Raw genomic sequence first — 26301 nt, 5'->3', positions numbered from 1 at the left:
AATGGCAATAGCCCTGTTTGTGTCTTTTGCAGTTTGAACGATCGATTTAGTTATGCAGTGGTTGATATCTTTTTTAAAGCGTCTTTCGTTACCACTTATTTTCTTGAGATGCCTTTTAGCAGAGCGGATTCCTACACTTTGAAGTTTTGCTTTGAGATTTGAGTAACGTTGTCTTACTTCCGTACATTTCTTCCCGGAAATACTTCACCATCTGAGGTTGTGGCTATGTTAACTATTCCCATGTCTACTCCTATAATCTATCATTATACAATCCTGGAAACCGTGACATATTTGTAGAATCCGTTGAACCTGTGTTCAGGGATGAGTTCGAAAAGATACTGTTCTCAGATGATCACAGGGTATATGTCAATAAGAGCATCAGTCCGGAAGCCACGATCCGGATATCCGGGGAGGTAGGGTTTAATATGACTGGTCTTTCGAAGGAGGATATTCATCAGATGGATCCTGTTACCATCGGCATTGAAGTGTAGTCAGTATTCACACTGCCGTTCCCCCGATGAACGCCGATATACCAGGTCCATCCTAATATTGGATAAGGATTATATGATCAGTCCCGATATCTACATATTTTCTTTTTTACCGTTCCAATGGCTGTGGTCAGATTGAGATATTACTTATTGTAAAACAAATGTGACCCGGCTCTTGGGTTTTTTTTATCTTATAGCAATGATGTCCAGATATCTGCTGGTTCTGGATATAAATATCCCTTTATGTATCAACAGCCGATACTACTTTTGTTCCGTTTGTTCCTGTGCTTTTCCTGATGCCATAAATCAAACATTAGGAACAATTTTGTACTAGTAGGTATAGAATAATCAGTATGATTACAGATAAGAATTCGCTTGATATAAGTGAAACACTTCAGGAACATAGATCGGATGCTTTTATGATCGTGGGCAATTCCAACAATGCTGACATGTTTTACTCTACTCATTTCTTTGCTTCAGATTCCTTTGCCTACATCCAGACAAAAGAAGCCAATGAGATCATGCTGGTCTCTGAGATGGAACGAGGACGTGCGGAGATCGAATCAAGAGTTGCACAGGTACGTACTCTGCAGGACTGCAACTACCGGGACAAGATAAGGGAAAGAGGGGATCCTTCCATTGCTTACTGTGATTGCCTTGCTGAGATATTGCAAAAGCACGGTGTCCGCAGGGTATCGGTTCCCAGGGATTTTCCCTATCATATAGCACAGACTCTCAAGGAAGAAGGCTTCTCATTCGAAGCCATCAAAAGCCCTTTCCAGAAACTACGTGCCCGCAAGAGCAGTTCAGAGGTCGGGAAAGTAAGGAAAGTTCAGGATGCCTGTAACCTTGCCATGAAAGCTGCAGTGAATATGATCCACAAGTCTGAGGAAGTGGATGGAAAACTGAACTATCAGGGCTATGACCTTACATCTGAAAAAGTGCGTCATCAGATAGACATTACTCTTCTTGATCATGGGTGTGAGTCAGAAGGCACAATTGTCTCCTGCGGCAAGGATTCTGCAAATCCTCACTGGGAAGGTGCGGGTGTGCTCCGGCCGGACGAACCCATTGTAATCGATATATTCCCCCGCAATAAGAAGAGCCGTTACTATGCGGACATGACCCGTACTGTGATAAAGGGTGAGGCATCGCAAAGACTGGAAGATATGTATGAAGCTGTGCTTGTAGCCCAGCAGGTAGCCACCGGGATGATAAAACCCGGGCTAAAATGCAACGAGATACATAGCAAGGTCTGCGATATCTTTGATGAAAGGGGATACGGCACTAGCAGAAGCGGTTCAGATACGGGGTTTATACACTCTACAGGGCACGGTGTCGGCCTGGAGATACATGAAGCTCCTTTTGTAGGAGAACGTGAATCCGTTCTGGAAGCAGGCAATATCATCACCATAGAACCCGGCCTTTACTATCCCGATGTGGGTGGCATCCGTCTTGAGGACCTCATCCTTGTAACAGATGACGGTTTTGAGAACCTTACGGAAATGGAGAAAAGGTTCATTGTCTGATTCCCTGAAAAAGTTTATGTCACTTAAAGACAGGAGATAAGATATGGCAAAGGTAACGCAGGATATGGTAGAGGAGATGTTCGAAAAATACTTTGAGGCCGGCAGGATACTTTCCCAGGTAAGAAGTGAGGCAAAGGACCGGATCAAAGTAGGTGCAAGCATGCTCGAGGCTGCAGAGTTTGTAGAGACCCGGGCTGTGGAGCTGGGGGCTGACGGTTCTGCTTTCCCGTGCAATTTATCAAGAAATGACGAAGCTGCACATGCAACTCCCCGTGCAGGCGAGGAAACGCTTTTCGGAGAGGACGTTGTCAAACTTGATATTGGGGTGCAGGTTGACGGTTATATTGCAGACTCTGCCATAACGGTGGACCTCACAGGTGAGTATGGTGACCTTGTAAAGGCATCCGAAGCTGCACTTTATGCTGCAATTGATATTGTGAAGAAAGGTACGACTACTGCTGAGATTGGTGCTGTAATCGAAGATACGATCACATCTCTGGGTTTCAAACCCATCGGTAACCTGACAGGACACGGGCTGGACAGGTATGTTCCTCATGCACCTCCCAGTATTCCAAACAGGAGGATCGGGAACGGTTCAGTTCTCAGAACGGGTGACATCATTGCCATCGAACCCTTTGCAACCGATGGTATCGGGAAAGTAGTTGACGGCAACTTGACAGAGATCTTCCAGGTTGTAAGGAGCAGACCAGTAAGATTGCCTGCTGCCAGGAAATTACTGAAAGAACTGGAACCCTACAGGACTCTTCCCTTTGCGAAGAGATGGTTCAAGACCGAAAAGCTGGACTTTGCACTGCTACAGCTTGAAAAGGCAGGGGTCGTACATTCATATCCTGTGCTCAAGGAAGTAGGGGGCGGCATGGTCTCACAGGCAGAACATACACTTATCGTCACAGATGACGGATGCGAAATAACAACAAAATAACAGGAAGGTAGCCTATCCAAAAAACATTTCCGGGCATCACTGAAGAGTTTCTACATGCTTTAAAGGGCAGTTCGATATGATACCTGCCTGAAGGTCTGGTAACTGGATATTAATACCAATGATAATAGAAAAGATAGAATTTAACAACGGTTCGGCAGTTGGCCTGAACATGCAGATGCAGAGTGCCCCTCTTTTGGTTATAAAAGCCGACAGGGGTTTTGCCATGTGCGGCTATCTGGATATGGAGGCAGCAACGGTACTTGGTGATGCGGCTGTCAAGGTGAAGGGTGTGCGGACCTTTGATGATATGCTTGATGCTCTTGTGGTTGGTGCCACCCAGAAAGCCATCGATCTTGGCATAAAAATAGGAATGACTGGCAGGGAAGCACTTGAACTGATGTTCTGATGCCAGATGGCAGCTTTTTATACTTGCCTTGCTGAAAGGATTTTAATATTACTACCTGCTTCTATTGCGCTACATGCTGTATGCTTTTGAATTGTCCGGGGAACACGATGTCCTTCCCCGCAAAGAGATTATCTCCTGCCTGCATGTCGCAGGTCTTGAGTTCAGAGAACACGCACTTTTTGACCAGTGTCTTGTAGTTGATATATCCGGAAACGACTGGGACATAGACGAGGCGCTTGTCAGGGTGGGAAAAAGGCTTGCTATGGCACATCATATAGTAAAGGTTGCAGGCATATGTGGTGTAAGTGAAGATACGATTATCGCAACAGCTGAAAACCTGGACCTTTCGGCACATATCTCGCCAGGCCAGACGTATGTCGTGCGTGCGAAAAGGATAAAGCACTCCGGTAAAATCAAAAGAGAATTTATTGAAGGAATGATCGGAGGCAGTATCTACAGGAAGGGTTTCAGGGCAAATCTCAGGTCCGCGGATGTGGTATTCCGTCTTATCATGACTGACAGGGCCGTTCTTGGTTCGGTGGTCGCTTCGGTAGACAGGGGCGATTATGAGCACAGGGCTCCTCACAGGAAACCATTCTTCTACCCCGGAGTGCTCATGCCAAGGGTTGCAAGGGCCCTTGTCAATATAAGCCGTATTCGGTCCGGTGAGGTACTCCTTGACCCGTTCAGCGGGACAGCGGGAATACTTGTGGAAGCCGGACTACTTTCAGCCCATGTGATCGGTATCGAGGTAAGGGAGAAGATAGTCCGGGGGGCCAGAATGAATATGGATCTCTTCGACTCAGACTATTCGCTTCTGGTCGGTGATGCCTGCAGGATCCCTGTCAGAAACTGCACTGTGGATGCAATCGTCACGGATCCGCCCTACGGCCGTTCAGCTGCGATCAAAGCCGAGTCCCTGCATCATCTTTATTCGGGTTCTTTCTCGGAGATGCACAGGGTACTCAAAAAAGGGAAACTTGCTGTTGTCGTGTCTGAAGTGCAGGTAGTCGATTTTGCCACAGAGGCCGGCTTTTCAGTAGTGGACATCTTCACCCAGAGAATCCATGGCAGCCTTACAAGGACTTTCACTGTCCTGCGTAAGGAATGCTGACATAATTTATTTTTTCCCTCACTTGACAGGATGCCTATGCCTTTATTTTTTCCTGTATCAGGAACCAGTAATTTGCAAGTTCTTCCTCGTAATTTTTATGATCCTTAAAACGTGATCTTATATAGCTCCAGAAGCATGGGCTGTGGTTGAGCTCTATAAGATGCACCATTTCGTGGTAAACCACATACTCTATCATCTTTTCCGGAAGATATCTCATATAAGTATTGAAATTGATGTTAGCGCCGGAACTACAGCTTCCCCACTTGGTTCTCATTTTCCTGAAACGTATCGCATTTGGCTGCACTCCGAGTTCCTTTCCAATAGAGAGTGCAGACCGTCCCACCAGTTCCTTCAGTTCCTCTTCAGACCTGCTGTGTTCCAGCTCAATACCTGCGGAGGCTGAAAGCAGACGTTGCATCCGTACATACCTGTTGTATATCCACCTTCTATGCCTGAGGATGATCTTCTCATGTTCAGGATAGTTTTTCGGTATGATCAGGTTGAACCTGCCTTCCCTGAATTCCAGTCTGGGAGTCTTTATCTTTCTGTGGATGACATGATACTTGATTATGTCATCCTTTATACTTACAGAATGCTCCATAGTTGTTCCCGGTTTATGCACGTATCCCGTAAGAGATAGAATTATTCTTTTGGCAGAAGATGGTCCATAACCTCTGCCATTACGCTATGGCGTACAGTGTACTCATGAAAGATCTCGTTCGCCCTGCGTATGGAATAAGCATCATCACACCACTCAATAGGCTCCGGATAGATCACTTCCATAAGAGTGAGGCCATAGGCTGGTGCGCACTCGACTCCCTCTTCATAGAATTCAGGTTCAAGCATTTGTTGCAACCATTTTTCATCCCTTACGCCACTTCCCACCATGGTGAGCGCGGTCACGATCTTGCGCACCATGTTCCAGAGGAAGCTGTTTGCCTGTAGGTCTATCTTTGTCAATGTACCGCTGACCCTGACATCTACCCTTTCGATGGTCCGGATAGTGCTCTTATCTCCCTCCTTGGTACAGAAATTAGCAAAATCGTGCTCTCCGACAAGTATTCTGGAAGCTGATCTGATCCTGGAGATGTCATACTGTTCTCCGCTCATGACATAGCGGTATTTTCTGCGTGTGGCCTGTCTTCTCGGGTCAAAGTCGTCCGGGACTCCTGCATGAGCCCACACCCATATGGCATTCGGGAGCTTTGAATTGATCACCCGCGGGATGGCAAGGTTCGGTTTATCCGTATCAAAGGCTATGATCTGTTCTCTTGCATGTACGCCGGTATCTGTCCTGCCGGCACTTGAATATCTGGCATTTTTTGGGTCTTCGATAATATCTAGCTCGGTGAGTGCCCTGAATAGTTCACCCTCAATGGTCCCCACATCCGGCTGTACCTGCGATCCGTGATATCCTGTTCCGACATATGCTATCTTAAGTGCTACTCTCATGACCATTCACCAGGAATCATATCTCTTTATTTCTATAATATATTTCTCTTATGAACAAAAGGGAGATGACAAAGAGACATCCGAGCAGGAACCACACGCTTGCATGTGAAAGCAGATCTTGAGGGATCAGGCCGGAAACCGGTTGGGGTACCATGGAAACATTGTCTGCGACCATGTGTGAGTCACCGGCAACTGGTGTCCGGCTAACGATGCTTGAGTTCAGCCCGTCGCTTAATATTCCGGTTCCGCTGTCGATACTTTCGTTGGGGATGACAGAGCTGATGGTCTCTGTATCAACATTATCCGCAATGAGCATCTCATCGGTTGAAAGACTCTCTGCGATATCGTGATCCTGTCCGTCGACAGATTGCTCTGTTATTGATTCTTCAAAAGCTTCAGCCTCCGGACCTTCCTCTTCTGTCACATCGTAGGCAAATGTCTCTTTGCCAGCAGGCGCCGCTGGATCCCGTTGTTCAGATGACTGGAAGGAACTGGCCATCGGGGCTGTATCAGGTCCTATATTCAGGTGATTTGTAAGGGCCTCAAGTCCTGTTGCTGCAAAAATGGCCCCTCCTGCCATGACCAGGTATTTTTTGAGCATGCTAAGTATCGAGGACTTGTCTCCCTTCATGCTTCCGGGAGCCACAACAATAATCTTCTGGACAGGCTCGTATATTTTGATCTCTCTGCCCTTCTTGCTCCACTTTGTCTGCTTGACCTTGATGAGGTCCGCTTCAACAAGCGCGTCGATATTGTATTTAATGGTAGTTAGTGGCATTCCCATTCTGTCTGCAACATCTGTCGCAGACATGGGTGTGTCGGCAAGGAACTCCAGGACTTTCATTGCCCTGTCATTGGACAGGACCTGCGTGATCTTTTTGGACCCCTCGTTGAGGGGCAGGATCAGAACTTTTTCTGAACCTGTGCTTTCTTCGTTTTCTTGCATAGGAGTAGTATATAAAAAGGTTATTATATTGTTTGCTTTAACTACAGGTCAGTTTGAAGTCTTAATGTTTTGGTACAACTCGTAAAGTTAAAGAGTAGCTAGGACAATATGTGGTAAATTTCGGGGCTATATTTATGATTTCAAAAGAACGTATTATGGAAATAATCGGGAACTATGATCTTGATAACCTTAGCATTGCTACGGTGTGTTCCCATTCAAGCCTTCAGATATTTGATGGGGCAAGGAAAGAAGGCCTAAAGACAATAGGTATATGCTTAAAGAAACCGCCAAAGTTTTACGATGCTTTTCCGATGTCAAAACCCGATGAGTTCATTGTGGTGGATGATTATAAGGAAATTCCGGGGATAGTTGATGAGCTGGTGTCAAGGAATGCTGTGATAGTACCACATGGATCGGTCGTCGAATACCTGGGTTATGAGAAATATGTTGAGTTGCCTGTGCCCATATTCGGTAACAGGTCAGTGCTCGAATGGGAATCTGACAGGGAAAAGGAAAGGGTATGGCTGGAAGGGGCCGGAATCCATATGCCAAAAAAGGTACAGCCAGAAGATATCGATGGCCCGGTGATGGTGAAGTATCATGGTGCAAAAGGCGGAAAAGGTTTCTTTGTAGCCAAGACATATGAAGAGTTCAAACAACATGTAAAACCTGATGAGAAGTATACTATCCAGGAGTTCATAACAGGTACCAGGTACTATTTCCACTTCTTCTATTCTCCACTCAGGGAGGAAGGTTACAAACTGAGCGAAGGAATCCTTGAGATGCTGAGTATGGACCGCAGGGTTGAGTCTAACGCGGATGAGATATTCAGGCTTGGTTCTCCGCGGGAACTTGAAGAAGCGGGCATACATCCTACATATGTTGTCACGGGAAATATGGCCCTGGTCGCAAGAGAATCCCTTCTGCCACTAATCTTTGAGCTGGGGGAGAAAGTCGTTGAACAATCCCTGAAACTCTTCGGAGGTATGATCGGTCCTTTCTGTCTTGAGACCGTGGTAACCGATAATCTTGAAATAAAAGTATTTGAGATCTCAGCCAGGATAGTTGCAGGTACCAACCTGTATCTGACAGGTTCTCCTTATTCTGATCTTGTGGAACCGGGTCTGTCCACAGGCAGGCGGATAGCTCAGGAACTTAAGTATGCAAGTTCTGTGAACCAGCTGGACAAGATTTTATCCTAAAAGAGATAATCTTCCATTGGATGTACCATTTCCCGGTATGTCCATGGATGTGATATTTCCGGTGTTATCCAGATGGGATTATAGTGTCATTATCGTAGGTGCCGGACCTGCAGGTCTCTTTGCTGCACATGAGCTTGCAGCTTCAGGCCTGAGCACCCTTGTTATTGATGCAGGCAGGGACATTGATGAAAGGATATGCCCGATGAGTCCGGTCAAGGGCTGCATACACTGTAAACCCTGCTCAATACTGAGGGGTGTTGGAGGTTCTGGTGCATTTTCAGACGGAACTCTCAATCTGCGCCCTGATATAGGTGGGAACCTTGCAGAGTTCACAGGAGATTCAGAAAGTGCCTGGGAACTTGTTGACTATGTAGACAAGGTGTTTTTGAAATATGGCGCAACAAATGACCTGTCCTCTCCTCCTTCCAGTGAAATAGAGTTCCTCCGGAGGAAGGCTGCATCCGTGGGTGCGAGTTTTATAGAGATTAAACAGCGTCATATAGGTTCGGACAATTCTATTGCCCTGATCTCCGATTTTAAAAAGGACCTTGAGGCAAAGGGTATGGATTTTCTTCTCAACACCGATGTTGCTGACATTATAGTAGATAATGGCGTATGCAGTGGGGTTCTGCTTCGGGACGGTCGGAAGCTAAGTGCACAGTATACTCTGCTCGCTCCCGGAAGGGTTGGATGTGACTGGGTTAACGAGATTGTGAACAGGCACTCAATTCTGTATTCCTTTAGCGGAGTTGACATTGGTGTAAGAGTGGAGGTGCCTTCAATAATAATGGACCCTATCACACGGATTAACCATGATCCTAAATTCCATATCCACACATGGCGTTATGATGATTTTGTCAGGACCTTTTGCACCAACGAGCATGGTTTTGTTGTAAAGGAAGAATACGAAGGGTTTGTTGCCACCAACGGGCACTCCATGCACAGAAAAGAATCCGATAACACTAATTTCGCATTCCTCGTGCATGTGGAACTGACTCACCCCATGGAAAACACCATCAAATATGCAAGGTCTGTGGCAAAGCTCGCAACAACGATCGGTGGAGGAAAACCTGTTCTCCAGAGGATGGGTGACCTGCGCAGGGGCAGGCGTTCTACGGACAAGCATATAGAAAGGAACACTGTGGTCAACACCTTAAAAGACATCACTCCGGGTGATATCTCCATGGCAATGCCCCACAGGATAGTCATGGATATTATTGAGGGTCTGGAAGTCCTCAGTGAGATCATCCCGGGAGTGAATTCCGATTCAACATTGCTGTACGCTCCTGAGGTAAAGTTCTATTCGATAAAACTGGATGTCGACAGCAGAATGCATACAAGTATTGAAAACCTGTTCGCTGCAGGGGATGGCGCGGGCCTGTCGAGGGATCTCGTTAATTCCGCAGCAACTGGTGTTCTTGCCGCAAGGGGGATACTATCTGTGAACTACCGTCCATCTAAAGACTGAGTGCTTTTTTGACTATGCGGTGAATATTTTCCTGCATTGTGTATATTAAATAAATTCCAATAGTGAATGAAAAAATTATTATAGTATCTGTCATCCTTAAGAAATATGGATGATCCTTCACAAATATTCAGTGCCGGTGTATCGGAAAAGCAATACATCCTCGGAGGGGATGGTACATCAGATAAGGCTCTCTTACATCTGGGAAGATACCTTGCACTGGACCGGTCGACTGGCTCGGATGTCCGTCTGGATGTGCAAAGACCTCACGCAATTCTGGTCAGCGGTAAAAGAGGTTACGGGAAGTCATATACAATGGCGGTGCTCGTTGAGGAAATGTTGATGCTTCCAAGTGAGATCAAAATGAACCTTGCATCAGTTGTCATTGATACGATGGGCATTTTCTGGACTTTCGCCAGGGGTAACGAGCTACAAGCCGGATCTTTGTCCGACTGGGAACTTGAGCCAAAAGGGTTCAATACTAATATCTATGTTCCTGCAGGCAGCGAGGAAAGTTACAGGAAAAGGAATATCAGGGTAAGAACACTGTCTATGCCCCTATGGCAACTTGACGGCTACCAATGGTGTGAAATGTTCGGTCTCGAAGCAATTTCTTCCGCAGGCGTTCTCATTGTAAGGGTGATCGAGGCACTGAGGGAAACCTCTCTGTGTTTTTCCTTTGAGGATGTGCTGGATGCCATAACACAGGATGAACGTTCAGATACGATATCAAGAAGTGCAGCAGAGAACTATTTCAGGACAGCCATGTCATGGGGAGTATTTGCTGAGGATGGTAGGGATATTTGTGATATTGTGACAGGTGGTTCTTTGTCCGTAATTGATGTCAGTACTATCAAGAGTGATTCTGTAAGGTCCGTAGTTGTGGGTTTCATTGCCGGGGATATCTATCATAAGAGACTGGAAGCTCGTCGTGCCCATGAACGTATGCTCATGGGTGAGAAGATAACTGAAAAGGGTATGCCTATGGTCTGGATGTTCATTGATGAGGCACATCAGTTCGTTCCTGTGAAAGGAAATACACTTTCCTCGGATGTGCTTCTTAACGAGTGGTTAAGACAGGGTCGCCAACCCGGGCTTTCACTGGTGCTGGCAACACAGCGCCCTTCATCACTGCACCCGGATGTCCTGTCCCAATCGGATATTGTTATATGTCATCGTCTTACATCTCAGGATGATATACTTGCCCTTGAATCTGTCCGGCCCACATATATGAGAGAGCATTTCGGGGATTCTATCAGGAAGATGGGTATCGAAAGGGGGATTGCCCTTATAGTGGATGATACAACAGAAACAACACATGTCATCAGAATGAGGCCTCGCTTAAGCTGGCACGGAGGCAATGAACAACTTGCAGACAGCCTGTAATACAATACTTTATTTCTGTTTACTTCTTTTTCTGCAGCTAAATAGATATATTTCATCTCTATATTCAAATTAACTATATATTCTTTAATCCCGATAGTTACTTCGTAATATATGAAATGTTAAGCTACATATCCATAGCACCTACACGCTTATTTGAGCGTTTTATTATTGGATGTTGCCATGGAATAAGTATAGCGATATTATTTGAATCCTGATGTCAGGATACACTTTTTAACTTTTCGATCGTGATTTGATGAAAACACATTTAGTCAGACAAAAAAACATTGCTGAAAAGATAAGTCCCGAGGTCGCAATTTCCAACTGGAAGGACTGGAAATGGCAAATTAAACATTGCGTCAAGGACATAGATACCTTTGAGACACTTCTTGATATAGAGTTCGAACCGGAAGAAAGGAAGTTGCTTGAAGAAACCCTTCAGAAATTTCCCTTATCCATAACTCCATATTACCTATCACTCATTGAGGCTGAGGACCTGAAAAATGACCCTATATTCATGCAGGCTTTCCCTTCACCAAAAGAGTTGTTAGTTGCAGAAGATGAGATGAATGATCCTCTTTCTGAGGATGAGGACAGCCCTGTGCCGGGGATTACGCACAGATATCCTGACAGGGTGCTCTTTCATGTGAGCAACATCTGTTCAATGTACTGCAGACACTGTACCAGGAAAAGAAAAGTGGGGGATGTAGATTCCGTTCCGGATAAGGCAGAGGTGCAGAAAGGGCTTGATTATATCGCTGCTCATCCCGAGGTAAGGGACGTACTGCTCTCTGGCGGTGACCCTTTCATGCTTTCTGACGATTATCTGGACTGGGTACTCACGGAACTTCGCTTAATACCCCACGTGGAAGTCATACGAATAGGTACAAGGATGCCAGTGGTGTTGCCATACCGTGTAACGGACCAGCTCGTAGAAGTATTGAAGAGACATCACCCCGTATGGGTAAATACTCATTTCAATCATCCGCGTGAGGTCACCAGTTCCTCCAGGGAAGCTCTGCGGAAAATGGCAGATGCCGGTATTCCTCTGGGCAATCAGACCGTATTGCTCTCAGGTGTCAACGACTGTTACAGGATAATGAAGAGACTGTTCCACAAACTAGTGGAAAACAGGGTGCGTCCATACTATCTGTACCAGTGTGATCTTTCGGAAGGTCTTACTCATTTCAGGACCTCTGTAGGAAAGGGAATAGAGATCATGGAGAATCTTGTAGGCCATACCAGTGGCTTTGCGGTTCCTACCTATGTAATAGATGCACCGGAAGGTGGAGGTAAGATACCCATACTGCCGACATATATGATATCAAGGTCAACCCACAAAGTGATACTCAGAAACTATGAAGGTGTCATCACTTCTTATAAGGAACCTGATGCCTATATGCCTGTGTACTGTGATCGTAAATGCGAGGGTTGCAAACTGCAGCTCAAACTCGATGACGCACCGGAATACAAGTCAGTGGGTATTGCAAAACTTCTTTCGGATTATGACGAAACCCTCAGTCTGGTTCCCGGGGAAACAGCAAGAGTGGAGAGAAGAGACCTTGCCAGATAAAGTGGAATCTGTCGGTAATTCTCTGATCCAGCATGGCAGGTTCAATGACAGAATATACCTGATGCATCTGTCTCCGTCGGATCATGGAACCATACTTGACGATCTGGAAAGGATTGTACGGGTAAACCGGTATTCAAAAGTATTTGCTAAAATCCCCTCCTGTCAGAAGGAGGATTTTCTTTCTTTCGGATATAGGGAAGAAGCGTATGTGCCTGGTTTTTTCAGTGGCAAGGAAGACGCCAGCTTTATGTGCAAATATTTCACAAAGTCGCGAATGCTGGATGAGGATGCTGAAGGCAATAAAAAGGTGTTGCAGACTGCTTTTTCCAAGAACTGCAAAGAAGAAGCCGTCCAGCTTGACGGGGATGCCTCCTGCATGCTCTGTACCGAAGATGATGTAGTGCGTATGGGAGAGATATACGGGGAAGTATTTGCTACATATCCTTTCCCCATATATGACCCGTCCTATCTGCTCAAAACGATGTCTGAGGATATCCTGTATTTCTGCATAAAAGAAAACGGCCGGATAGTAGCACTGGCGTCCTGTGAGATGGACCTTAAGAACAGGAATGTGGAAATGACGGATTTTGCAACACTGCCGGAGTGCCGTGGTAAAGGTTATTCTCAGTATCTTCTAAATTATATGGAGAAGGAAATGTCTGACAGGGGCATGCTCACATACTATACTATCGCAAGAGCCGGCTCATTCGGGATGAATATAGTATTTTCAAGGAATTCCTATGAATATGCAGGAACACTTCTCAAAAATACGAACATTGCCGGAAAACTTGAAAGCATGAATATATGGTACAAGAGTCCGGGAAAACAATAAAGCTGATCGAATTTAAGGATGATGTTCACACTTTATAGATGTCGTCTTTGATGCTTCTTGTAACTATATTGACACTGTAGTTGCGGACAGGTATTTCGGAGAGGAACCTGCCACTGATGAAATTTGTCAGTTCCTCTTCATCATCAAAAAGCCCGAATGCTTTTATTGAATATTGTCCGGTTGTCTGGTATATCCTGATTAACTCTTCAATAGAATATAATTTATCAATCCCTTCCTTCATCTTTTTCGGTTCCATTTCAATATCAAATATGGCAAAAGTCTTTTTGCCGAAATTCTTCGGGTTGAGCAGGACGGCATAATTTTTAATGTAGCTCTCCTCTTCAAGTTTTTCCAGCCTGTACCTGACACCGTTCTCACTGAGGCCAACCTGCTTCGCTATCTCGGAAATAGGGGTGCGGGCCCTTTCCTGCAGTATTGATAGAATCATCATGTCTTTTTTGTTTAGCATTGTTTTGAATTAAGGCTCGTTGATATTAAGATTTTCTCATAAGCAAAAGTCAGTTATCTGGCACTATTCATCCTGTAGTAGTATTATTTCCAGTAGTATTATTTAGGATGATTGTATCTATGGTATGGTTTCAACTTAATTGATAATCTAAATAACTGATATCCGGTGTTAAAATGAAAGGAAGAGTCTGGAAATTCGGAGATGACGTAGATACTGACGCTGTTATCCCTGGCAGGTACCTTATTCTCAATACGCCTGAAGAACTTGCGGCACACGCTTTTGAGGGCGTCAGGCCGGAGTTTGCAAAAGAAGTAAAGGAAGGCGATATTATCGTTGCAGGTAATAATTTCGGTTGCGGTTCCTCAAGGGAGCATGCTCCTATTGCACTTAAAGGCACAAAGATAAGTTGTGTTATCGCTAAATCCTTCGCACGTATCTTCTTCAGGAACTCTATCAACATCGGTGTAGCACTCCTTGAGTGTCCGGAGGCCGATAGTATATCTGATGGTGATGAACTCGATGTTGATCTTGCAACAGGTGTTATAACAAACCTCACAAAAGGCGAAAAGTATCAGGCAACACCCCTTCCGGATTTCGTGAGGGGTATCATGGATGCAGGCGGTCTTATCGAGTATACGCGCAGGATAATCTGAATCACGAAACCGTGATCCAATACATATCTAATAAGGATTTACCATTACAGGAGAATATATATGACCCAATATAAGATACCATTGATACCCGGAGACGGCATCGGACCTGAGATAATTGCAGAAGGCTGCAAGGTCATCGATGCGGCGGGTGAAAAATTTGGTTTTGATGTGGAATGGGTGGAATATCCCCATGGTGCTGACCATTACCTGGAAACAGGTGAACTTATCTCAGAGGACTCTCTTGCAGAGCTTAACAACTATCCGGTGATCTACCTGGGTTCTATAGGAGACCCCAGGATTGAACCGGGTGTGCTTGAAAAAGGCATCTTGCTGGCTGCGAGGTTCTATTTCGACCAGTACGTGAACCTGCGTCCTATAAAGCTGCTTGAGGGTGTCTGGACGCCAATCAAGGATAAGACTCCTGCTGATATCGACTTCACAGTTGTCAGGGAAAACACGGAGGATTTCTATATCGGTATAGGTGGGCGTGCAAACAAAGGCGTGAGCAAGGACCTTCTGGAAGTCTCAAGGAGCCTCTATTCTGCAAAGTTCGGCCTTGACATCGAGACTGACAGCGAGGAGATTGGCTACCAGATAGGCATGATATCCAAGGAAGGCACCCAGAGGGTCATCAGGTATGCATTCGACCTTGCTGAGAACAGGAAGAAGCATGTGTCATCCGTTGATAAGGCGAACGTACTTTCTGACATCTATGGTTTCTGGAGGGAGGAGTTCACGAATGTTGCATCGGAACATCCCGGAGTTACTACAGATTTCAACTTTGTCGATGCCATAACAATGTGGTTCGTGAAGAATCCGGAGTGGTTCGATGTTGTCGTGACCCCTAACATGTTCGGAGACATTATCACTGACCTTGGTGCAATGGTTCAGGGCGGACTGGGTCTGGCTCCCGGCGGTAACATCAATCCGGAGGGCACGAGCATGTTCGAGCCTATCCACGGTTCAGCTCCCAAATACAAAGGACAGAACAAGGTCAACCCCATAGCAACTATCTGGGCAGGCGCCATGATGATCGAGCAACTTGGTGAAAAGGAAGCTGCAGACGTGATCGTATCTGCGATCGAGACAAATATCCTTGAAGCAAAGATACGGACCTACGACATGAATGGTTCTTCAGGTACGTCTGATGTCGGTGACGATATTGCAAGGATAGTTCTGGGTAAATAATTCTCTTTTTGGTTTTGCATCCGGTAGGATGCATCTTTTTATTTTTCAGGTTTTTTTACATTTTCCGGTATAGTCGCTGTTCCCAATCTCATTATGATGATTAGCATTATATGTAAAGATATAGAAATAGTTATATATGTGTGGGCAAAACTTTCACTTGTAATTAATAGAATGTATCAGCCGGAAAAGGGAGTCGGATGTTAGTTTCACATCCGGGTGTCTGTGTTGTTTCCGGAAGGAAGTGCTATCTGTATGGCCAGAACGATTGAAGACCTTGAGAAAGACCTTGATACCATGAACGAGATATTCCGCAAATATGTGAAGTTATCATCGCACTATCAGAAACAGATTGATAATTCGAATATTCCGGAAGAGCAACGCAATGTTATGCTGGAAAAGCTTGCTCAGGAAAATGAAAAAGTACAGAAGGCAAAGATGCAGATCCAGGAGTTCGAGCAGACGATCAGGACCCTGAAAGAGTCCAGGATGAAACTAAAGGATGTTGCCTGCAGGGATCAGGGGAATAAAGGAATTGACTACCTGATTGCCTACAATTAGAGATTTTAATGATATTCTTTCAATCTTTTCTTTATGACCATTAACCTTTGATGCGGGTTCCGAGATGAACTTTGCTCAGGGGTTCTGTTCTCATACTTTCCTGCATGATCACCTGCAGAACATTCCGGGCGTCACTGCCGTCCATAACAATAGTCTCCAGGTCACAACGCTCGATAATTTTCGCAGCCAAGGGGTCGACCGGTGATTTAGAACCGGCTTTCATTTCAGTGACCATGACAGTTTTGACAAGTTCTTTGCACGTCATCGTCTCGTACTTCACAGCATCAGGGTGCTGTTTCGGGTCCGCAGTATATACGCCGTCAACAGCAGTTGCGATAACAAGCAGGTCTGCCTTCAGATACTCAGCAAGTATTGCTGAAACAGCATCTGTGGTCTGGCCGGGAATCACCCCGCCCATTACAACTATCTTCCCGGAAGACAATGCTTCCTCAGCCTGGATATAATCATGGGGTGGTCTTGGATATGCAGCATTTCCCAGAGCCGATATCAACAGTTTTGCATTCAGGCGCGTTATGTCGATACCAATGTAATCGCATTCCACTTCGTTAGATCCTGTGCTGCGTGCAACACCGATGTAATCCCTTGCAGCGACACCGCCGCCTGTAACCACGACAATGTCATGTTCTTTTGACATTTCCTTGAGTACATCAGCATACGCCAGAAAACTCTCCGGCTTTAACGCTTTTGCTAGAATAGATCCGCCTATTGATAATATAACTAACATGATAATCTTTAGTTGTTAACGTCGTCTTTGGCTTAAAAGTATCGCCACCGCTCCCAGGGCTATCAGGCCGGTTAAGGAGGAAAATCCTGGAATTAGCGTAGAGATAGATAACGGGCTCCTGTCCATTCCCATATTCTCGCTGTGAAGCACTCCGCCGTTGTACAATCCTGACACTTTCACATCATCCCCATTTTTAAGGTCGGTAGCTCCGTAATAATATACTTTGACATGTTCTCCAGTTGAATTATCTGTAAGTGTCATCGTAAATCGTCCCATTGAAAAATCAAGATCTGTAATTTCTCCAATTGTACTGACATACTTGCCGTTATAGGTTGCAGGGTCAGCATTTATACTGGTAATATTCACTACTCCAATATCCTGTATCGGGTAATGCAGCACATAGGTAGGGTACATGGTGTCCTCTCTGAGAGGATTGTGCCTGAACTCTCCGGTGATCATAATCGGTTCTCCAGAGCTGAAACCGCTAAAGAGCTCTGTTTTTGTTACGTCGACTTTCAGGGAATGACCATTTTCCGTTATTACGGCGGACTGTTTACCTATCTCGGAGATATTGCCAATGACGCTTATCTTACGATATGCCATTGTGCTGTCATAGGCTGTGGGGTCTTCCATGATCTTTGAGACAGGAGCTATCTCAAGTTCGAACATGGAAGCGTTTACAAAAGTGGCAGTACATGCAAGTAACAGCACGGTAATTGTTACCAGCTTCAGAGTACTGCCTTTGCTCAACATATCACCTGATCAGAGTTTCCCCATCTTGTGGAGTAGCTCAGCATTGAGGACACTGGCACCTGCTGCACCACGGATGGTGTTATGTCCCATGGCCGTGTAGCGGATACCTTCTCTTATCCTTCCTACGGATACGCTCATGCCGTTACCCATGTTCCTGTCAAGGCGGGGTTGTGGTCTGTCAGCTTCTTCCCTTACAATGATCACCTGGTCGGGTTCTGTAGGAAGGTCACCAAGATCCGGTTTGAAATTAATGAATGCTTCCTTTACCTGTTCAGGGCTCGGATCGTCTGCCATCCTGGCCCAGATCGCCTCGGTATGGCCGTCCATTACCGGAACTCTGTTGCAGGATGCACTGATGTCTATGTCCGCGAATACAATCTGGGAACCATCGAATTCACCAAGGAGCTTTAGAGGTTCAGTTTCCATTTTTTCCTCTTCGCCGCCTATGTAAGGGATTATATTGTCCAGTATTGCCATAGAGGCGACACCATCATAACCTGCACCAGAGACCGCCTGCATTGTAGCTACCTGGATGGACTCCAGTTCGAACTGCATGAGAGGTTTGAGTGTCGGGGCCATAATAATGGTTGAACAGTTAGGGTTCGTTACAATGTAACCATCCCATCCGCGATTGTCCTGCTGAACGTCTATAATACCAAGGTGGTCTGCGTTGACCTCAGGAACCACAAGTGGAACATCTTCTTCCATCCTGAATGCAGATGCATTGCTCGCAACTGCAAAACCTTCTTTGGCGAATTCTGCTTCGACTGTTTTAGCATAACCTGCGGGCAGAGCTGAGAATACAACATCAGCATCGACTTTCTTTGGGTCGACCGGAACGACTTCCATGTTAGTGATACTGTCCGGTATCTTGCTCTCAAGCCTCCAGTTGGCTGCTTTTTCGTACTTCTTCCCTGCACTTCTTTCAGATGCTGCAAGGGATGTGATCTCGAACCAAGGGTGATTTTCCAGTGCCTGTATGAATCTCTGTCCTACCGCACCGGTAGCACCCAAGACACCTGCTTTGATTGATTCTGACATAGATTTTCCTCGGAAATAAGAAAAAGAATAAAAAATAGAACGCCCGGAATGAACTATCTGTTCATTCCATGGCTATTGCATCTGTTGGGCATACATCGACACATGCACCGCAGTCCAGACACTCACCAGCGTCTACTACTGCAATGTTGTCGCCGTTAAGGGTGATTGCTTCTGCCGGGCACTCATCCAAGCATGTTCCACAACCGACACATTCGCTGACAGTAATAATTGCTACCATTTTATTTTTCTCCTTTTGTTATTCAACTTAACTGGCATATTATATTAATACGCTTTATATTAGTAGGAATCTACACTCTATCATAACATAAGTGAAATAAAAAGTTATCGTTATCTGTCTAAAGATAGATTATCTCCGGATTCTCGCAAAAAATTATATTGATACTACTTTCTTTCTTCGATTACCTTTCAATATTGAGACAATGATATACAATAGAAAAATATAATATAGTTATTAAGCAAAATTTATATAGTATTCTTTCAACCGGATATTATGGGAAAACCCTTGCTTTCACGACTAAGAGCTGACAATAGTGGTATCTCTCCGGTAATCGGTGCAATACTAATGCTGCTTCTTACCATCCTGCTTGCGGGAATAACCGTTTCTTGTGTATATGGTAACGGCTTTTCCGATTCCCTGAGTAAAGCACCCATGGCAGTGATCGAGGTAGAGAGTATTGAGGGTGGTGTTCCAACAGAGGCCAAGTATAAGGAAAACTACATAGTGCTCCTGCATAAAGGTGGAGAACCCTTGCATACAGGTTCTACAAAATTAATCATTACTGGTGAAGGAAGTGCTTTTATTGGGCTTGTTGCAAACGGGGATCAGGCCAGATATGGAGAAGTGTTCATAATATATGATCACCTTGGATCTGCAGGAAAAGACAATAAATACGCTTTGTTGAACCAGGACCTATCCGATGATAAGTGGTCTGCCGGAGAGAAGCTTATTTTAAATGGTGATGACAGTTCGAGTTCTGACTCTTCGATAACTGTGAAAATAAATGGGTTAGGAAATACTTCTAACAACTACGGTCTGAAGCAAGGCAGTATTGTTAACATCAAGGTATTCGATATTAAGACTCAGAAAATCATCGCAGAGTGTGAACATTCGGTCGTGCTGGCGCGTTGAACATCATCAAAACCGTTTAAGTAATGTGAGGTCATAGGGGGGTGCAATGAGTGCGAAAAGCGGTTACATGAGATACTTCCCCAAGGGTGCCTGCTATCCTAATCAGCAGGATGCTATGGATAAGATACATGCTGCACTGATGAATAAGGAAATAATTCTTTTTGAGGGTGCTTGTGGTACAGGCAAGACCCTTAGTGCACTTGCCCCTTCCCTGCACGTGGGCAAGCAGCTTCAGAAGACCGTAATCATTGCTACTAATGTCCACCAGCAGATGGTGCAGTTTATCCATGAGGCCCGTGAGATAAAACAGTCCAATGAAGTTAAAGTAGCGGTTGTCAAGGGCAAGACCACCATGTGTCCCAATGGTGCTGACTATGATGAATGTGCCCTCAAAAGGGAAAATACCTTTGAGACTCTTGAGATAGAGCGGGAGATATCTCTCAAGAAGCAGGAAATGAAGTCTGCAACAGAGAATTACAAGCGTTCCAGGGATCCTGCGCTGGTAGCTCTTCGTGATGCACTTGCAAATGAACTGGATGTTGCGGAAGAGAAGATAAAAGACGTCCGAAACCGGTCCTGCAGTCATCTGTATGAAGTGATGCGCAGCGACAGCGAATCATTCAGGCAATGGCTCTTTGCGGATGTGCGCACTCCGGAGGAGGTCAATGATTATGCTTTCCAGAAGGGGATGTGCGGATATGAACTGCTTAAGCGTGAGCTCAAACATGCTGACTTTGTCATCTGTAATTACCATCACGTATTAAATAGCGATATTTTCACGACTGTCCTGAACTGGCTGGAGAAAGAGCCCCAGGATGTCATTATCATTTTCGACGAGGCACATAATATAGAGTCTGCGGCAAGGTCACACTCGTCTCTTACAATTACAGAGCACACGATCGAAAAAGCCATCTCTGAGATCGAGGCTAATCTTGACCAGATGCCCGACGGGGGATCACACAATGTTTTTAAGATACTCCTAAATATCATTAAAGATACCTATAATTCCCGTTTCAAGTTCGGTGAACGCGAACGGGTCGGCCGTAACTGGTACGATATGCGTATAAGTGATCCCTATGAACGCAATGATATGGTAAGTGGTAAATTACTCAGGCTTGCAAGGGAAGTTGGATTTGGCGATGAGGCCGATATCCAGAAAACACTCTCGGAGGCAAGTGCTTTTGGTGCAATGCTTGACGAAAATTATCGTGAGCAATACAAAAAAGGTCTGAGCAAGATACTGAAACGTTCTCATATCCGTTATGCTGCAGATTTTATTTCTTCCTACTTGGTGCTTGCGAACAACCCGAATTATTATCCGATACTAAACGTCAGGCGGGATATGGATAACGATATATATGGACGTCTGGAACTCTTCACCTGTATTCCGAAGAACGTCACGGAGCCGCTGTTCGATTCAGTGTTCTCGGCAATACTCATGTCAGCCACCCTGCGACCTTTTGATATGATAAGATCTACTCTGGGCGTTGGAAGGGAGGTATGTGAGATAGCCTATGGGACCTCATTCCCGGAAGACCGGCGTCTGACAATTGCGGTATCAGTTCCTCCTTTATTTGCAAAAAGCAGAGATGATGCACAGACCCTGCAAGTTCTGGAAGAGGTCATATTTGACGCTGTGGAAAATACACAGGGTAATGTCATAATATTCTTCCAGAGTTATTTCGAGGCAAAACGTTATTACAACAAAATAGATGCCAATTTCGATATCCCTGTCTTCCTTGATGAAGTAGGTGTATCTTCCCAGGAAGTAAGGGAGGAGTTTTTCCGTATAGGTGAAGAGGGTGGCAAAGCAGTGCTCATATCTTATCTGTGGGGGACCCTGAGCGAGGGAATCGATTATCGTGACGGAAGGGGCAGAACTGTGATCATAGTAGGTGTGGGTTACCCGGCTCTTAATGACCGGATGCATGCCGTGGAATCTGCCTATGATCATGTTTTCGGGTATGGTTCCGGCTGGGAGTATGCAGTACAGGTGCCGACCATTCGTAAGGTAAGGCAGGCAATGGGAAGGGTAGTACGCTCACCCATGGATTATGGTGTCAGGATATTGCTGGACGGACGTTTTCTCACAGATGCACCCGGGAAGTTCGGCAAATTCTCTGTATTCAAAGCCTTTCCTCCCGGGGAGCGTGAGGAGTTCATTGATGTTGAACCCGATAGAGTAAAATACTCCCTGATAAATTTTTTCCAGGATAATGCAGATAAAGTGTAATGACGTTCTCAGTATTTTCAGATACACTTTTTTATCATGAGAGTCAAGTATGAATAGGATAATGTATTTTTATCCTTTTAAAGGGGTTATTGCATGGCAGTTGAAGAAATCATAAAAGATATTTCTAATGAACTTGAAAGACTTGTGAGTACAAAAACCGTCGTTGGAGACCCGGTTATTTGTGGAGATACTACTATAATACCTGTTACAAAAGTTTCCTTTGGATTTGGAAGCGGTGGGGGCGAAGGTAAAAAGAAGGGCGAAGAAGAAGGATTTGGTGGTGGCGGTGGTGCAGGCGCCAAGATCGAGCCTATCGCATTCATCATAATGTCTCCTACGGGTGTGGAGCTTCTCCCGATCACCGGTAAGGGTGGACTTGATAAGGTCATGGAATCTTTTCCCGGATTAGTAGATAAGGTCAAGTCGATGACTAATAAGTCTAAGAAAGGTAAAGGCGAAGAAACAGATATCTACGGGGCGCCTGAAACCCCCGGTGAAGCACAAACCCGGGCCGAATCAAGTGCGAAATAAATATAAGAAGGCAAAATCACGCCTTCTTATAAATCACTAACATTTTTTCTTATGTGGGGGCAGTCATGGTTCTGGAAATTCTCATAGCTCTGCTGATACTATTGCTGGTATTGGTATTATTCGCATCGTTCCATGTTATGCTGGTGCTTGATAAAAAGGGGGAGCAATTTCAGCATAAGATCCTTGTAAAGTGGCTTTTTTTGAGTTATTCTCCGGACCTGAGGAAGTTCCTGGGCAGGGGTGGAACTCAAAACAAGGAGGAGGTTCATGAAGTACGTGAACCTCCGATTATTGGAGAGGATAAAAAGGAAGCAAATAAACCACATGTTGCTGAAAGAGGGGGGAGAGGGGAGGACAGGCCTCCGATTATCGGGGAAGAAAAGGGGCAAGAGAAGAAAGAAGATAAAGAGTCTGGGAGATGGTCGGTGAGTAACATTATCAAGATTCTCAGGTTGCTGATAGTGCCTGTGATCAGGCTAATAGAAGATGTCCTGGAGGCACTTGATATCCACAAACTCAACTTCAACCTTAAGTTCGGTTTAGATGATCCTGCAGATACGGGTATGGTAGTTGGTTACCTGTACGCTTTAAGAGGCTATCTCGAATATCAGTATGAGAGGGTCAGGTTATATGCAGAACCGAATTTTATTGAGATGATGGTGGATTTCCATATAATCGGCGATATTAAATTCAGGATCGCGAATCTGGTTCCGGCTGTTCTGACATTCGTCTTTAACAGAAATGTATTGAAGGTTTCCTGGGCACTTATAAGGAAGAAGGATATACCGGACCCGGGTTAGTTCCTGAAGTGCTAATGTTTAATAGTATGCTGAACTGATAGACTTTAGCATGATCAGAATAACGTCTCCTTCCAGGTTACACCTTACGCTTATAGATATGAATGCATCTTGGGGCAGGGTGGATGGTGGTGCAGGCATATCCCTGGAATCTCCTAATATAATAATTTCCGCGGAAAAGTCTGATGAAACCAGGGTTATAGGTGACTCTGTACTCAAGGAAAGGATGGAGGCTGCAGTCAAGAAGGTCCTTCCCGAAGGCGAGTACGTGCGCATATTTATAGAAGAGGACATGTTTGCTCACGTAGGGATCGGATCCGGTACCCAGGCTTCGCTCTCGGCTGCTGTCGCTGTTAATGAACTTTACGACCTGCGTATGAGTGTACGGGAACTTGCCGTTGCCGTAGGGCGTGGAGGCACCTCGGGTATCGGCGTTGCATCCTTTGAATCAGGTGGCTTTATCGTTGATGGCGGGCACAGGTTCAGCGAGAAAGGATCCTTTTCTCCGTCTTCGGCAAGCAGTGCTGACCCGGCACCTGTACTTTTCAGACATGATTTCCCTGAATGGTATATCATTCTCGCGCTTCCTGATACTCAGGGGGCCCATGATGAGAGGGAGGCTGACATCTTTCGCAAAGTGTGCCCGATACCTATCAAAGAGGTTCAGGAGGTTTCTCATATGATACTTATGAAAATGATGCCTGCTATAGTTGAAAATGATATAGAGGCCTTTGGCCATGCGGTCAATCACATACAGAGCTTGGGTTTTAAGAAATGTGAGGTGGAGCTCCAGCACCAGGCTGTGAGGGATGTGATGACGCTGATGCAGGAATCTGGTGCATATGGTGCAGGTATGAGTTCATTCGGGCCGGTTGTCTATGGTGTTGTTGATAACCAGAAGGCTGCAACCTGCATCATGGAGGATGTTCAGGATTATCTGGACACGACTATCGGTGGCAGGGTGATGGTAACCAAGGCAAATAACAAGGGTGCGGATATCAGGAGGGCTTGAACCATGGTTTCGGAATTTACGGTCTGGTTTGGCAGGCTCACCCTGGACGAAGCAGGTGAACTTATAGATTGTCATCCTTTTGAAAAGAACCCGGATATACTGGCTGAACGTCTCCTTGAACTGCAGGAAGGTGGCCAGAAGGTCCCTGCAACTGCCCCTGACCTGAGGCGGCTTGCCTTTGATTGCGGTTTTGTGGATATGGATGAGGATTATGATGTTCTGTTAAGAGATGTCTGTATCAGGGCGGCCAAAAACCGAATCTCCAGTACCGATACAGATGATGTACGAATCGTGCATGCCGTCGAGGCTCTGGATGATATCGATAAGAATGTCAATGAGTTGAGCGAGCGTCTGCTGGAATGGTATGGTTTGTACTTCCCGGAACTGGAGCTGACCGGCGAACCCCTGTCCAGGTTTGTACTGGCCTTTGGATCACGTGCCAATGTTCCCGATGATCACCCGCTATTTGAAAAGGCATCAAAGTCCATGGGTTCCGAGCTTTCCTTTGCCGATGAGGAGCTGTTGAGATCATTTGCCTCCAACCTGTGCAGTCTGTATGACACCCGCAGACATATAGAGAGTTATATTGTGACGGGTATGGGTTCCCTGGCACCTAATCTGGCGGATGTTGCAGGCGCGCTTCTCGGAGCCAGGCTCATTAGCATTGCTGGAAGCCTTCAGAAACTTGCGAGTTTTCCGTCCAGTACGGTCCAGGTTATAGGTGCCAACAGAGCTCTTTTCAAGCACCTGCGTTCAAACACACCTCCTCCCAAGCATGGTATCATCTTTAACAATATAATTATCAAAAATGCGCCTTGGTGGCAGAGGGGAAAGCTGGCAAGAGCCTTTGCCGCGAAGATCAGTCTTGCATCAAGAACAGACTTCTATTCGGGCAAAAAAGACCCTTCCATTAAGGAAAAGCTTGAGTTAAAACTTACTGCTATCCGAAATGCCAACCCCTCTCCTCCGAAAAAAGAGACAAAGCCAGGTGGCAAAGCTTCCGGAGCCCGGGGTAAAGGAAGAAAGAAGAAAGGAGGCAAACGCTAATGTCAGTTGAAGAGTTGAGTGACGGTATATTCGAGATAGATCTAGATGGCAGAAAAACGCTGGCCACCAAGAACATCATGCCGGGTATCAGCGTATACGGTGAACGCCTCTTCAGGGAAGAGGGAGTGGAATATCGCTTATGGGACCCCAGGCGCAGCAAGCTTGGAGCCATGGTGCTCAAAAAGTTCGAGATCCCTCTCAAATACGATTCCACGGTGCTCTATCTGGGTGCAGCATCGGGTACGACCGTGAGCCACGTTTCCGACATACTCAGGGATGGCCTGGTCTACGCAGTGGAATTCTCCCCCCGCACCATGCGCGATCTGATCCAGCTCTGTGATCAGCGTCCCAACATCATCCCGATACTCGCGGACGCCAACAAACCTCTGTCCTACGCCCACATCGTAGAAAAAGCGGATGTCATCTTCCAGGACGTAGCCCAACCCAATCAGGCCGAGATCGCATCTGTCAACTCAAAGTACTTTTTAGAAAAGCACGGTCATCTGATCCTCTCTATAAAATCAAGGAGCATAGATACCTTAGCCAGTCCCAAAAAGATATTCAAGGATGAGGTCCACAAACTGGAAGGCGGCTTTGGCGTGGAGTTCGAGGTGTTGCAGAGAAAGGAGCTGGATTCGTTCCACGAGGACCACCTGGGTCTGGTGGCGCGGATGTTTGTGGATGGAGAATAATGAAGGGTTAAAGGTCAGAAAGGATATCTTTCAGTGTAATTACTTCAATTTCTTCTATTTTCTTAAGGGCAAAATCATTTGTGATGAACAGTGAGCATC

The 26301-nt window shown here is 45.6% G+C and carries 28 protein-coding genes; 20 read left to right on the top strand and 8 right to left on the bottom strand.

What is annotated here, in order from left to right:
- Nucleotides 1–311: 311 nt before the first annotated feature.
- From CUN85_RS03230 to CUN85_RS03210, 5 genes are all read left to right on the top strand, one after another.
- Nucleotides 312–491: a hypothetical protein gene (locus CUN85_RS03230; protein ID WP_135388872.1), complete on the top strand. Its 180-nt coding sequence runs from the start codon at nt 312–314 to the stop codon at nt 489–491.
- Nucleotides 492–841: 350 nt separating this feature from the next.
- On the top strand, nt 842–2017 hold the full coding sequence (locus CUN85_RS03225; RefSeq protein ID WP_135388871.1) for a M24 family metallopeptidase: 1176 nt from the start codon (nt 842–844) through the stop codon (nt 2015–2017).
- Nucleotides 2018–2060: 43 nt separating this feature from the next.
- Nucleotides 2061–2960 carry a type II methionyl aminopeptidase gene (gene map / locus CUN85_RS03220; RefSeq protein WP_135388870.1) on the top strand — a complete coding sequence of 300 codons (900 nt, stop codon included), beginning with the start codon at nt 2061–2063 and terminating at the stop codon, nt 2958–2960.
- Between the two features lie 118 nt (nt 2961–3078).
- The gene (locus tag CUN85_RS03215; RefSeq protein ID WP_135388869.1) at nt 3079–3366 is read left to right on the top strand and encodes a YunC family protein; all 288 of its coding nucleotides are present in this window, start codon (nt 3079–3081) and stop codon (nt 3364–3366) included.
- Nucleotides 3367–3439: 73 nt separating this feature from the next.
- The gene (locus CUN85_RS03210; protein WP_135388868.1) at nt 3440–4480 is read left to right on the top strand and encodes a TRM11 family SAM-dependent methyltransferase; all 1041 of its coding nucleotides are present in this window, start codon (nt 3440–3442) and stop codon (nt 4478–4480) included.
- A gap of 34 nt (nt 4481–4514) precedes the next feature.
- Here CUN85_RS03210 and CUN85_RS03205 read toward each other — a convergent pair whose 3' ends face one another.
- From CUN85_RS03205 to CUN85_RS03195, 3 genes are read right to left on the bottom strand one after another with little or no spacing between them, the layout of a single operon-like run.
- A complete protein-coding gene (locus tag CUN85_RS03205) occupies nt 4515–5081 on the bottom strand; it encodes a M48 metallopeptidase family protein (protein WP_135388867.1) in 567 nt (188 codons plus the stop codon).
- 41 nt (nt 5082–5122) lie between these two features.
- Nucleotides 5123–5932, bottom strand: coding sequence for a tRNA pseudouridine(38-40) synthase TruA (gene truA, locus CUN85_RS03200; protein ID WP_135388866.1), 810 nt, complete (start codon nt 5930–5932; stop codon nt 5123–5125).
- Nucleotides 5933–5948: 16 nt separating this feature from the next.
- The gene (locus CUN85_RS03195) at nt 5949–6878 is read right to left on the bottom strand and encodes an ArsR/SmtB family transcription factor (RefSeq protein ID WP_135388865.1); all 930 of its coding nucleotides are present in this window, start codon (nt 6876–6878) and stop codon (nt 5949–5951) included.
- A 134-nt stretch (nt 6879–7012) separates the two neighbouring features.
- On the opposite strand from CUN85_RS03195, the gene CUN85_RS03190 reads away from it, so the two are divergent.
- The 5 genes from CUN85_RS03190 (at nt 7013) to ablB (ending at nt 13333) form a co-directional block, all read left to right on the top strand.
- Nucleotides 7013–8080 carry a formate--phosphoribosylaminoimidazolecarboxamide ligase gene (locus CUN85_RS03190; RefSeq protein WP_135388864.1) on the top strand — a complete coding sequence of 356 codons (1068 nt, stop codon included), beginning with the start codon at nt 7013–7015 and terminating at the stop codon, nt 8078–8080.
- Between the two features lie 43 nt (nt 8081–8123).
- Entirely contained in the window at nt 8124–9548 is a 1425-nt protein-coding gene (locus tag CUN85_RS03185; RefSeq protein WP_394346216.1) for an NAD(P)/FAD-dependent oxidoreductase, read from the top strand.
- A gap of 105 nt (nt 9549–9653) precedes the next feature.
- Nucleotides 9654–10931 carry an ATP-binding protein gene (locus CUN85_RS03180; protein WP_135388863.1) on the top strand — a complete coding sequence of 426 codons (1278 nt, stop codon included), beginning with the start codon at nt 9654–9656 and terminating at the stop codon, nt 10929–10931.
- Between the two features lie 253 nt (nt 10932–11184).
- The gene (gene kamA, locus CUN85_RS03175; RefSeq protein WP_135388862.1) at nt 11185–12501 is read left to right on the top strand and encodes a lysine 2,3-aminomutase; all 1317 of its coding nucleotides are present in this window, start codon (nt 11185–11187) and stop codon (nt 12499–12501) included.
- Nucleotides 12491–13333: a putative beta-lysine N-acetyltransferase gene (ablB, locus tag CUN85_RS03170; protein ID WP_135388861.1), complete on the top strand. Its 843-nt coding sequence runs from the start codon at nt 12491–12493 to the stop codon at nt 13331–13333. The genes kamA and ablB overlap by 11 nt, the downstream gene beginning before the upstream one ends.
- Before the next feature lie 25 nt (nt 13334–13358).
- Here the strand turns inward: ablB and CUN85_RS03165 are convergent, their stop codons facing one another.
- Nucleotides 13359–13802 (bottom strand): Lrp/AsnC family transcriptional regulator, encoded by a 444-nt coding sequence (locus CUN85_RS03165; RefSeq protein ID WP_135388860.1) that lies wholly within the window; start codon nt 13800–13802, stop codon nt 13359–13361.
- Nucleotides 13803–13975: 173 nt separating this feature from the next.
- Between CUN85_RS03165 and CUN85_RS03160 the strand changes: the two genes are divergently transcribed.
- The 3 genes from CUN85_RS03160 to CUN85_RS03150 all read left to right on the top strand — a co-directional run bounded on the left by CUN85_RS03160 (nt 13976) and on the right by CUN85_RS03150 (nt 16201).
- The gene (locus CUN85_RS03160) at nt 13976–14455 is read left to right on the top strand and encodes a 3-isopropylmalate dehydratase small subunit (protein ID WP_135388859.1); all 480 of its coding nucleotides are present in this window, start codon (nt 13976–13978) and stop codon (nt 14453–14455) included.
- 60 nt (nt 14456–14515) lie between these two features.
- Complete coding sequence (locus CUN85_RS03155; RefSeq protein ID WP_135388858.1) at nt 14516–15643, top strand: isocitrate/isopropylmalate dehydrogenase family protein; 1128 nt, start codon at nt 14516–14518, stop codon at nt 15641–15643.
- A gap of 252 nt (nt 15644–15895) precedes the next feature.
- Complete coding sequence (locus CUN85_RS03150; RefSeq protein ID WP_167848769.1) at nt 15896–16201, top strand: LMBR1 domain-containing protein; 306 nt, start codon at nt 15896–15898, stop codon at nt 16199–16201.
- Between the two features lie 40 nt (nt 16202–16241).
- On the opposite strand, the gene pyrH is transcribed toward CUN85_RS03150, so the two are convergent.
- The 4 genes from pyrH to CUN85_RS03130 all read right to left on the bottom strand — a co-directional run bounded on the left by pyrH (nt 16242) and on the right by CUN85_RS03130 (nt 18978).
- Nucleotides 16242–16946 (bottom strand): UMP kinase, encoded by a 705-nt coding sequence (gene pyrH / locus CUN85_RS03145; RefSeq protein ID WP_135388856.1) that lies wholly within the window; start codon nt 16944–16946, stop codon nt 16242–16244.
- 15 nt (nt 16947–16961) lie between these two features.
- Nucleotides 16962–17699, bottom strand: coding sequence for a hypothetical protein (locus CUN85_RS03140; RefSeq protein WP_135388855.1), 738 nt, complete (start codon nt 17697–17699; stop codon nt 16962–16964).
- Nucleotides 17700–17708: 9 nt separating this feature from the next.
- Nucleotides 17709–18740: an aspartate-semialdehyde dehydrogenase gene (gene asd / locus CUN85_RS03135; protein WP_135388854.1), complete on the bottom strand. Its 1032-nt coding sequence runs from the start codon at nt 18738–18740 to the stop codon at nt 17709–17711.
- A gap of 61 nt (nt 18741–18801) precedes the next feature.
- Nucleotides 18802–18978, bottom strand: coding sequence for a 4Fe-4S binding protein (locus CUN85_RS03130; RefSeq protein WP_135388853.1), 177 nt, complete (start codon nt 18976–18978; stop codon nt 18802–18804).
- A 273-nt stretch (nt 18979–19251) separates the two neighbouring features.
- Between CUN85_RS03130 and CUN85_RS03125 the strand changes: the two genes are divergently transcribed.
- The 7 genes from CUN85_RS03125 (at nt 19252) to CUN85_RS03095 (ending at nt 26202) form a co-directional block, all read left to right on the top strand.
- The gene (locus CUN85_RS03125) at nt 19252–19890 is read left to right on the top strand and encodes a type IV pilin N-terminal domain-containing protein (protein WP_135388852.1); all 639 of its coding nucleotides are present in this window, start codon (nt 19252–19254) and stop codon (nt 19888–19890) included.
- A 46-nt stretch (nt 19891–19936) separates the two neighbouring features.
- Nucleotides 19937–22123, top strand: coding sequence for an ATP-dependent DNA helicase (locus CUN85_RS03120; RefSeq protein ID WP_135388851.1), 2187 nt, complete (start codon nt 19937–19939; stop codon nt 22121–22123).
- Between the two features lie 93 nt (nt 22124–22216).
- Entirely contained in the window at nt 22217–22654 is a 438-nt protein-coding gene (locus tag CUN85_RS03115; RefSeq protein WP_135388850.1) for a GerW family sporulation protein, read from the top strand.
- Nucleotides 22655–22719: 65 nt separating this feature from the next.
- Nucleotides 22720–23454, top strand: a complete 735-nt coding sequence (locus tag CUN85_RS03110) for a DUF2953 domain-containing protein (RefSeq protein WP_135388849.1) — start codon at nt 22720–22722, stop codon at nt 23452–23454.
- A 49-nt stretch (nt 23455–23503) separates the two neighbouring features.
- A complete protein-coding gene (locus tag CUN85_RS03105) occupies nt 23504–24463 on the top strand; it encodes a beta-ribofuranosylaminobenzene 5'-phosphate synthase (RefSeq protein ID WP_135388848.1) in 960 nt (319 codons plus the stop codon).
- 3 nt (nt 24464–24466) lie between these two features.
- A complete protein-coding gene (locus CUN85_RS03100) occupies nt 24467–25510 on the top strand; it encodes an NOP5/NOP56 family protein (RefSeq protein ID WP_135388847.1) in 1044 nt (347 codons plus the stop codon).
- Nucleotides 25510–26202, top strand: coding sequence for a fibrillarin-like rRNA/tRNA 2'-O-methyltransferase (locus CUN85_RS03095; RefSeq protein ID WP_135388846.1), 693 nt, complete (start codon nt 25510–25512; stop codon nt 26200–26202). The genes CUN85_RS03100 and CUN85_RS03095 overlap by 1 nt, the downstream gene beginning before the upstream one ends.
- Nucleotides 26203–26301 lie beyond the last annotated feature (99 nt).

Origin of the sequence: Methanolobus halotolerans, assembly GCF_004745425.1 — an archaeon.
GTDB lineage: Archaea > Halobacteriota > Methanosarcinia > Methanosarcinales > Methanosarcinaceae > Methanolobus > Methanolobus halotolerans.
The sequence above is the reverse complement of the archived record's forward strand: the minus strand, read 5'-3'. Positions and strand labels throughout refer to the sequence as shown.

What these genes read in the sequence shown, in the direction of transcription:
- CUN85_RS03190 (WP_135388864.1), top strand. Translation starts at nt 7,013, where the DNA reads ATGATTTCAAAAGAACGTATTATGGAAATAATCGGGAACTATGATCTT.
- CUN85_RS03205 (WP_135388867.1), bottom strand. Translation starts at nt 5,081, where the DNA reads ATGGAGCATTCTGTAAGTATAAAGGATGACATAATCAAGTATCATGTC.
- CUN85_RS03120 (WP_135388851.1), top strand. Translation starts at nt 19,937, where the DNA reads ATGAGTGCGAAAAGCGGTTACATGAGATACTTCCCCAAGGGTGCCTGC.
- CUN85_RS03225 (WP_135388871.1), top strand. Translation starts at nt 842, where the DNA reads ATGATTACAGATAAGAATTCGCTTGATATAAGTGAAACACTTCAGGAA.
- CUN85_RS03215 (WP_135388869.1), top strand. Translation starts at nt 3,079, where the DNA reads ATGATAATAGAAAAGATAGAATTTAACAACGGTTCGGCAGTTGGCCTG.
- CUN85_RS03095 (WP_135388846.1), top strand. Translation starts at nt 25,510, where the DNA reads ATGTCAGTTGAAGAGTTGAGTGACGGTATATTCGAGATAGATCTAGAT.
- CUN85_RS03185 (WP_394346216.1), top strand. Translation starts at nt 8,124, where the DNA reads ATGGATGTGATATTTCCGGTGTTATCCAGATGGGATTATAGTGTCATT.
- kamA (WP_135388862.1), top strand. Translation starts at nt 11,185, where the DNA reads ATGAAAACACATTTAGTCAGACAAAAAAACATTGCTGAAAAGATAAGT.
- CUN85_RS03210 (WP_135388868.1), top strand. Translation starts at nt 3,440, where the DNA reads ATGCTGTATGCTTTTGAATTGTCCGGGGAACACGATGTCCTTCCCCGC.
- asd (WP_135388854.1), bottom strand. Translation starts at nt 18,740, where the DNA reads ATGTCAGAATCAATCAAAGCAGGTGTCTTGGGTGCTACCGGTGCGGTA.
- CUN85_RS03155 (WP_135388858.1), top strand. Translation starts at nt 14,516, where the DNA reads ATGACCCAATATAAGATACCATTGATACCCGGAGACGGCATCGGACCT.
- map (WP_135388870.1), top strand. Translation starts at nt 2,061, where the DNA reads ATGGCAAAGGTAACGCAGGATATGGTAGAGGAGATGTTCGAAAAATAC.
- CUN85_RS03140 (WP_135388855.1), bottom strand. Translation starts at nt 17,699, where the DNA reads ATGTTGAGCAAAGGCAGTACTCTGAAGCTGGTAACAATTACCGTGCTG.
- CUN85_RS03165 (WP_135388860.1), bottom strand. Translation starts at nt 13,802, where the DNA reads ATGCTAAACAAAAAAGACATGATGATTCTATCAATACTGCAGGAAAGG.
- CUN85_RS03160 (WP_135388859.1), top strand. Translation starts at nt 13,976, where the DNA reads ATGAAAGGAAGAGTCTGGAAATTCGGAGATGACGTAGATACTGACGCT.
- CUN85_RS03100 (WP_135388847.1), top strand. Translation starts at nt 24,467, where the DNA reads ATGGTTTCGGAATTTACGGTCTGGTTTGGCAGGCTCACCCTGGACGAA.
- CUN85_RS03115 (WP_135388850.1), top strand. Translation starts at nt 22,217, where the DNA reads ATGGCAGTTGAAGAAATCATAAAAGATATTTCTAATGAACTTGAAAGA.
- CUN85_RS03110 (WP_135388849.1), top strand. Translation starts at nt 22,720, where the DNA reads ATGGTTCTGGAAATTCTCATAGCTCTGCTGATACTATTGCTGGTATTG.
- CUN85_RS03105 (WP_135388848.1), top strand. Translation starts at nt 23,504, where the DNA reads ATGATCAGAATAACGTCTCCTTCCAGGTTACACCTTACGCTTATAGAT.
- CUN85_RS03130 (WP_135388853.1), bottom strand. Translation starts at nt 18,978, where the DNA reads ATGGTAGCAATTATTACTGTCAGCGAATGTGTCGGTTGTGGAACATGC.
- CUN85_RS03195 (WP_135388865.1), bottom strand. Translation starts at nt 6,878, where the DNA reads ATGCAAGAAAACGAAGAAAGCACAGGTTCAGAAAAAGTTCTGATCCTG.
- CUN85_RS03150 (WP_167848769.1), top strand. Translation starts at nt 15,896, where the DNA reads ATGGCCAGAACGATTGAAGACCTTGAGAAAGACCTTGATACCATGAAC.
- CUN85_RS03125 (WP_135388852.1), top strand. Translation starts at nt 19,252, where the DNA reads ATGGGAAAACCCTTGCTTTCACGACTAAGAGCTGACAATAGTGGTATC.
- truA (WP_135388866.1), bottom strand. Translation starts at nt 5,932, where the DNA reads ATGAGAGTAGCACTTAAGATAGCATATGTCGGAACAGGATATCACGGA.
- CUN85_RS03180 (WP_135388863.1), top strand. Translation starts at nt 9,654, where the DNA reads ATGGATGATCCTTCACAAATATTCAGTGCCGGTGTATCGGAAAAGCAA.
- pyrH (WP_135388856.1), bottom strand. Translation starts at nt 16,946, where the DNA reads ATGTTAGTTATATTATCAATAGGCGGATCTATTCTAGCAAAAGCGTTA.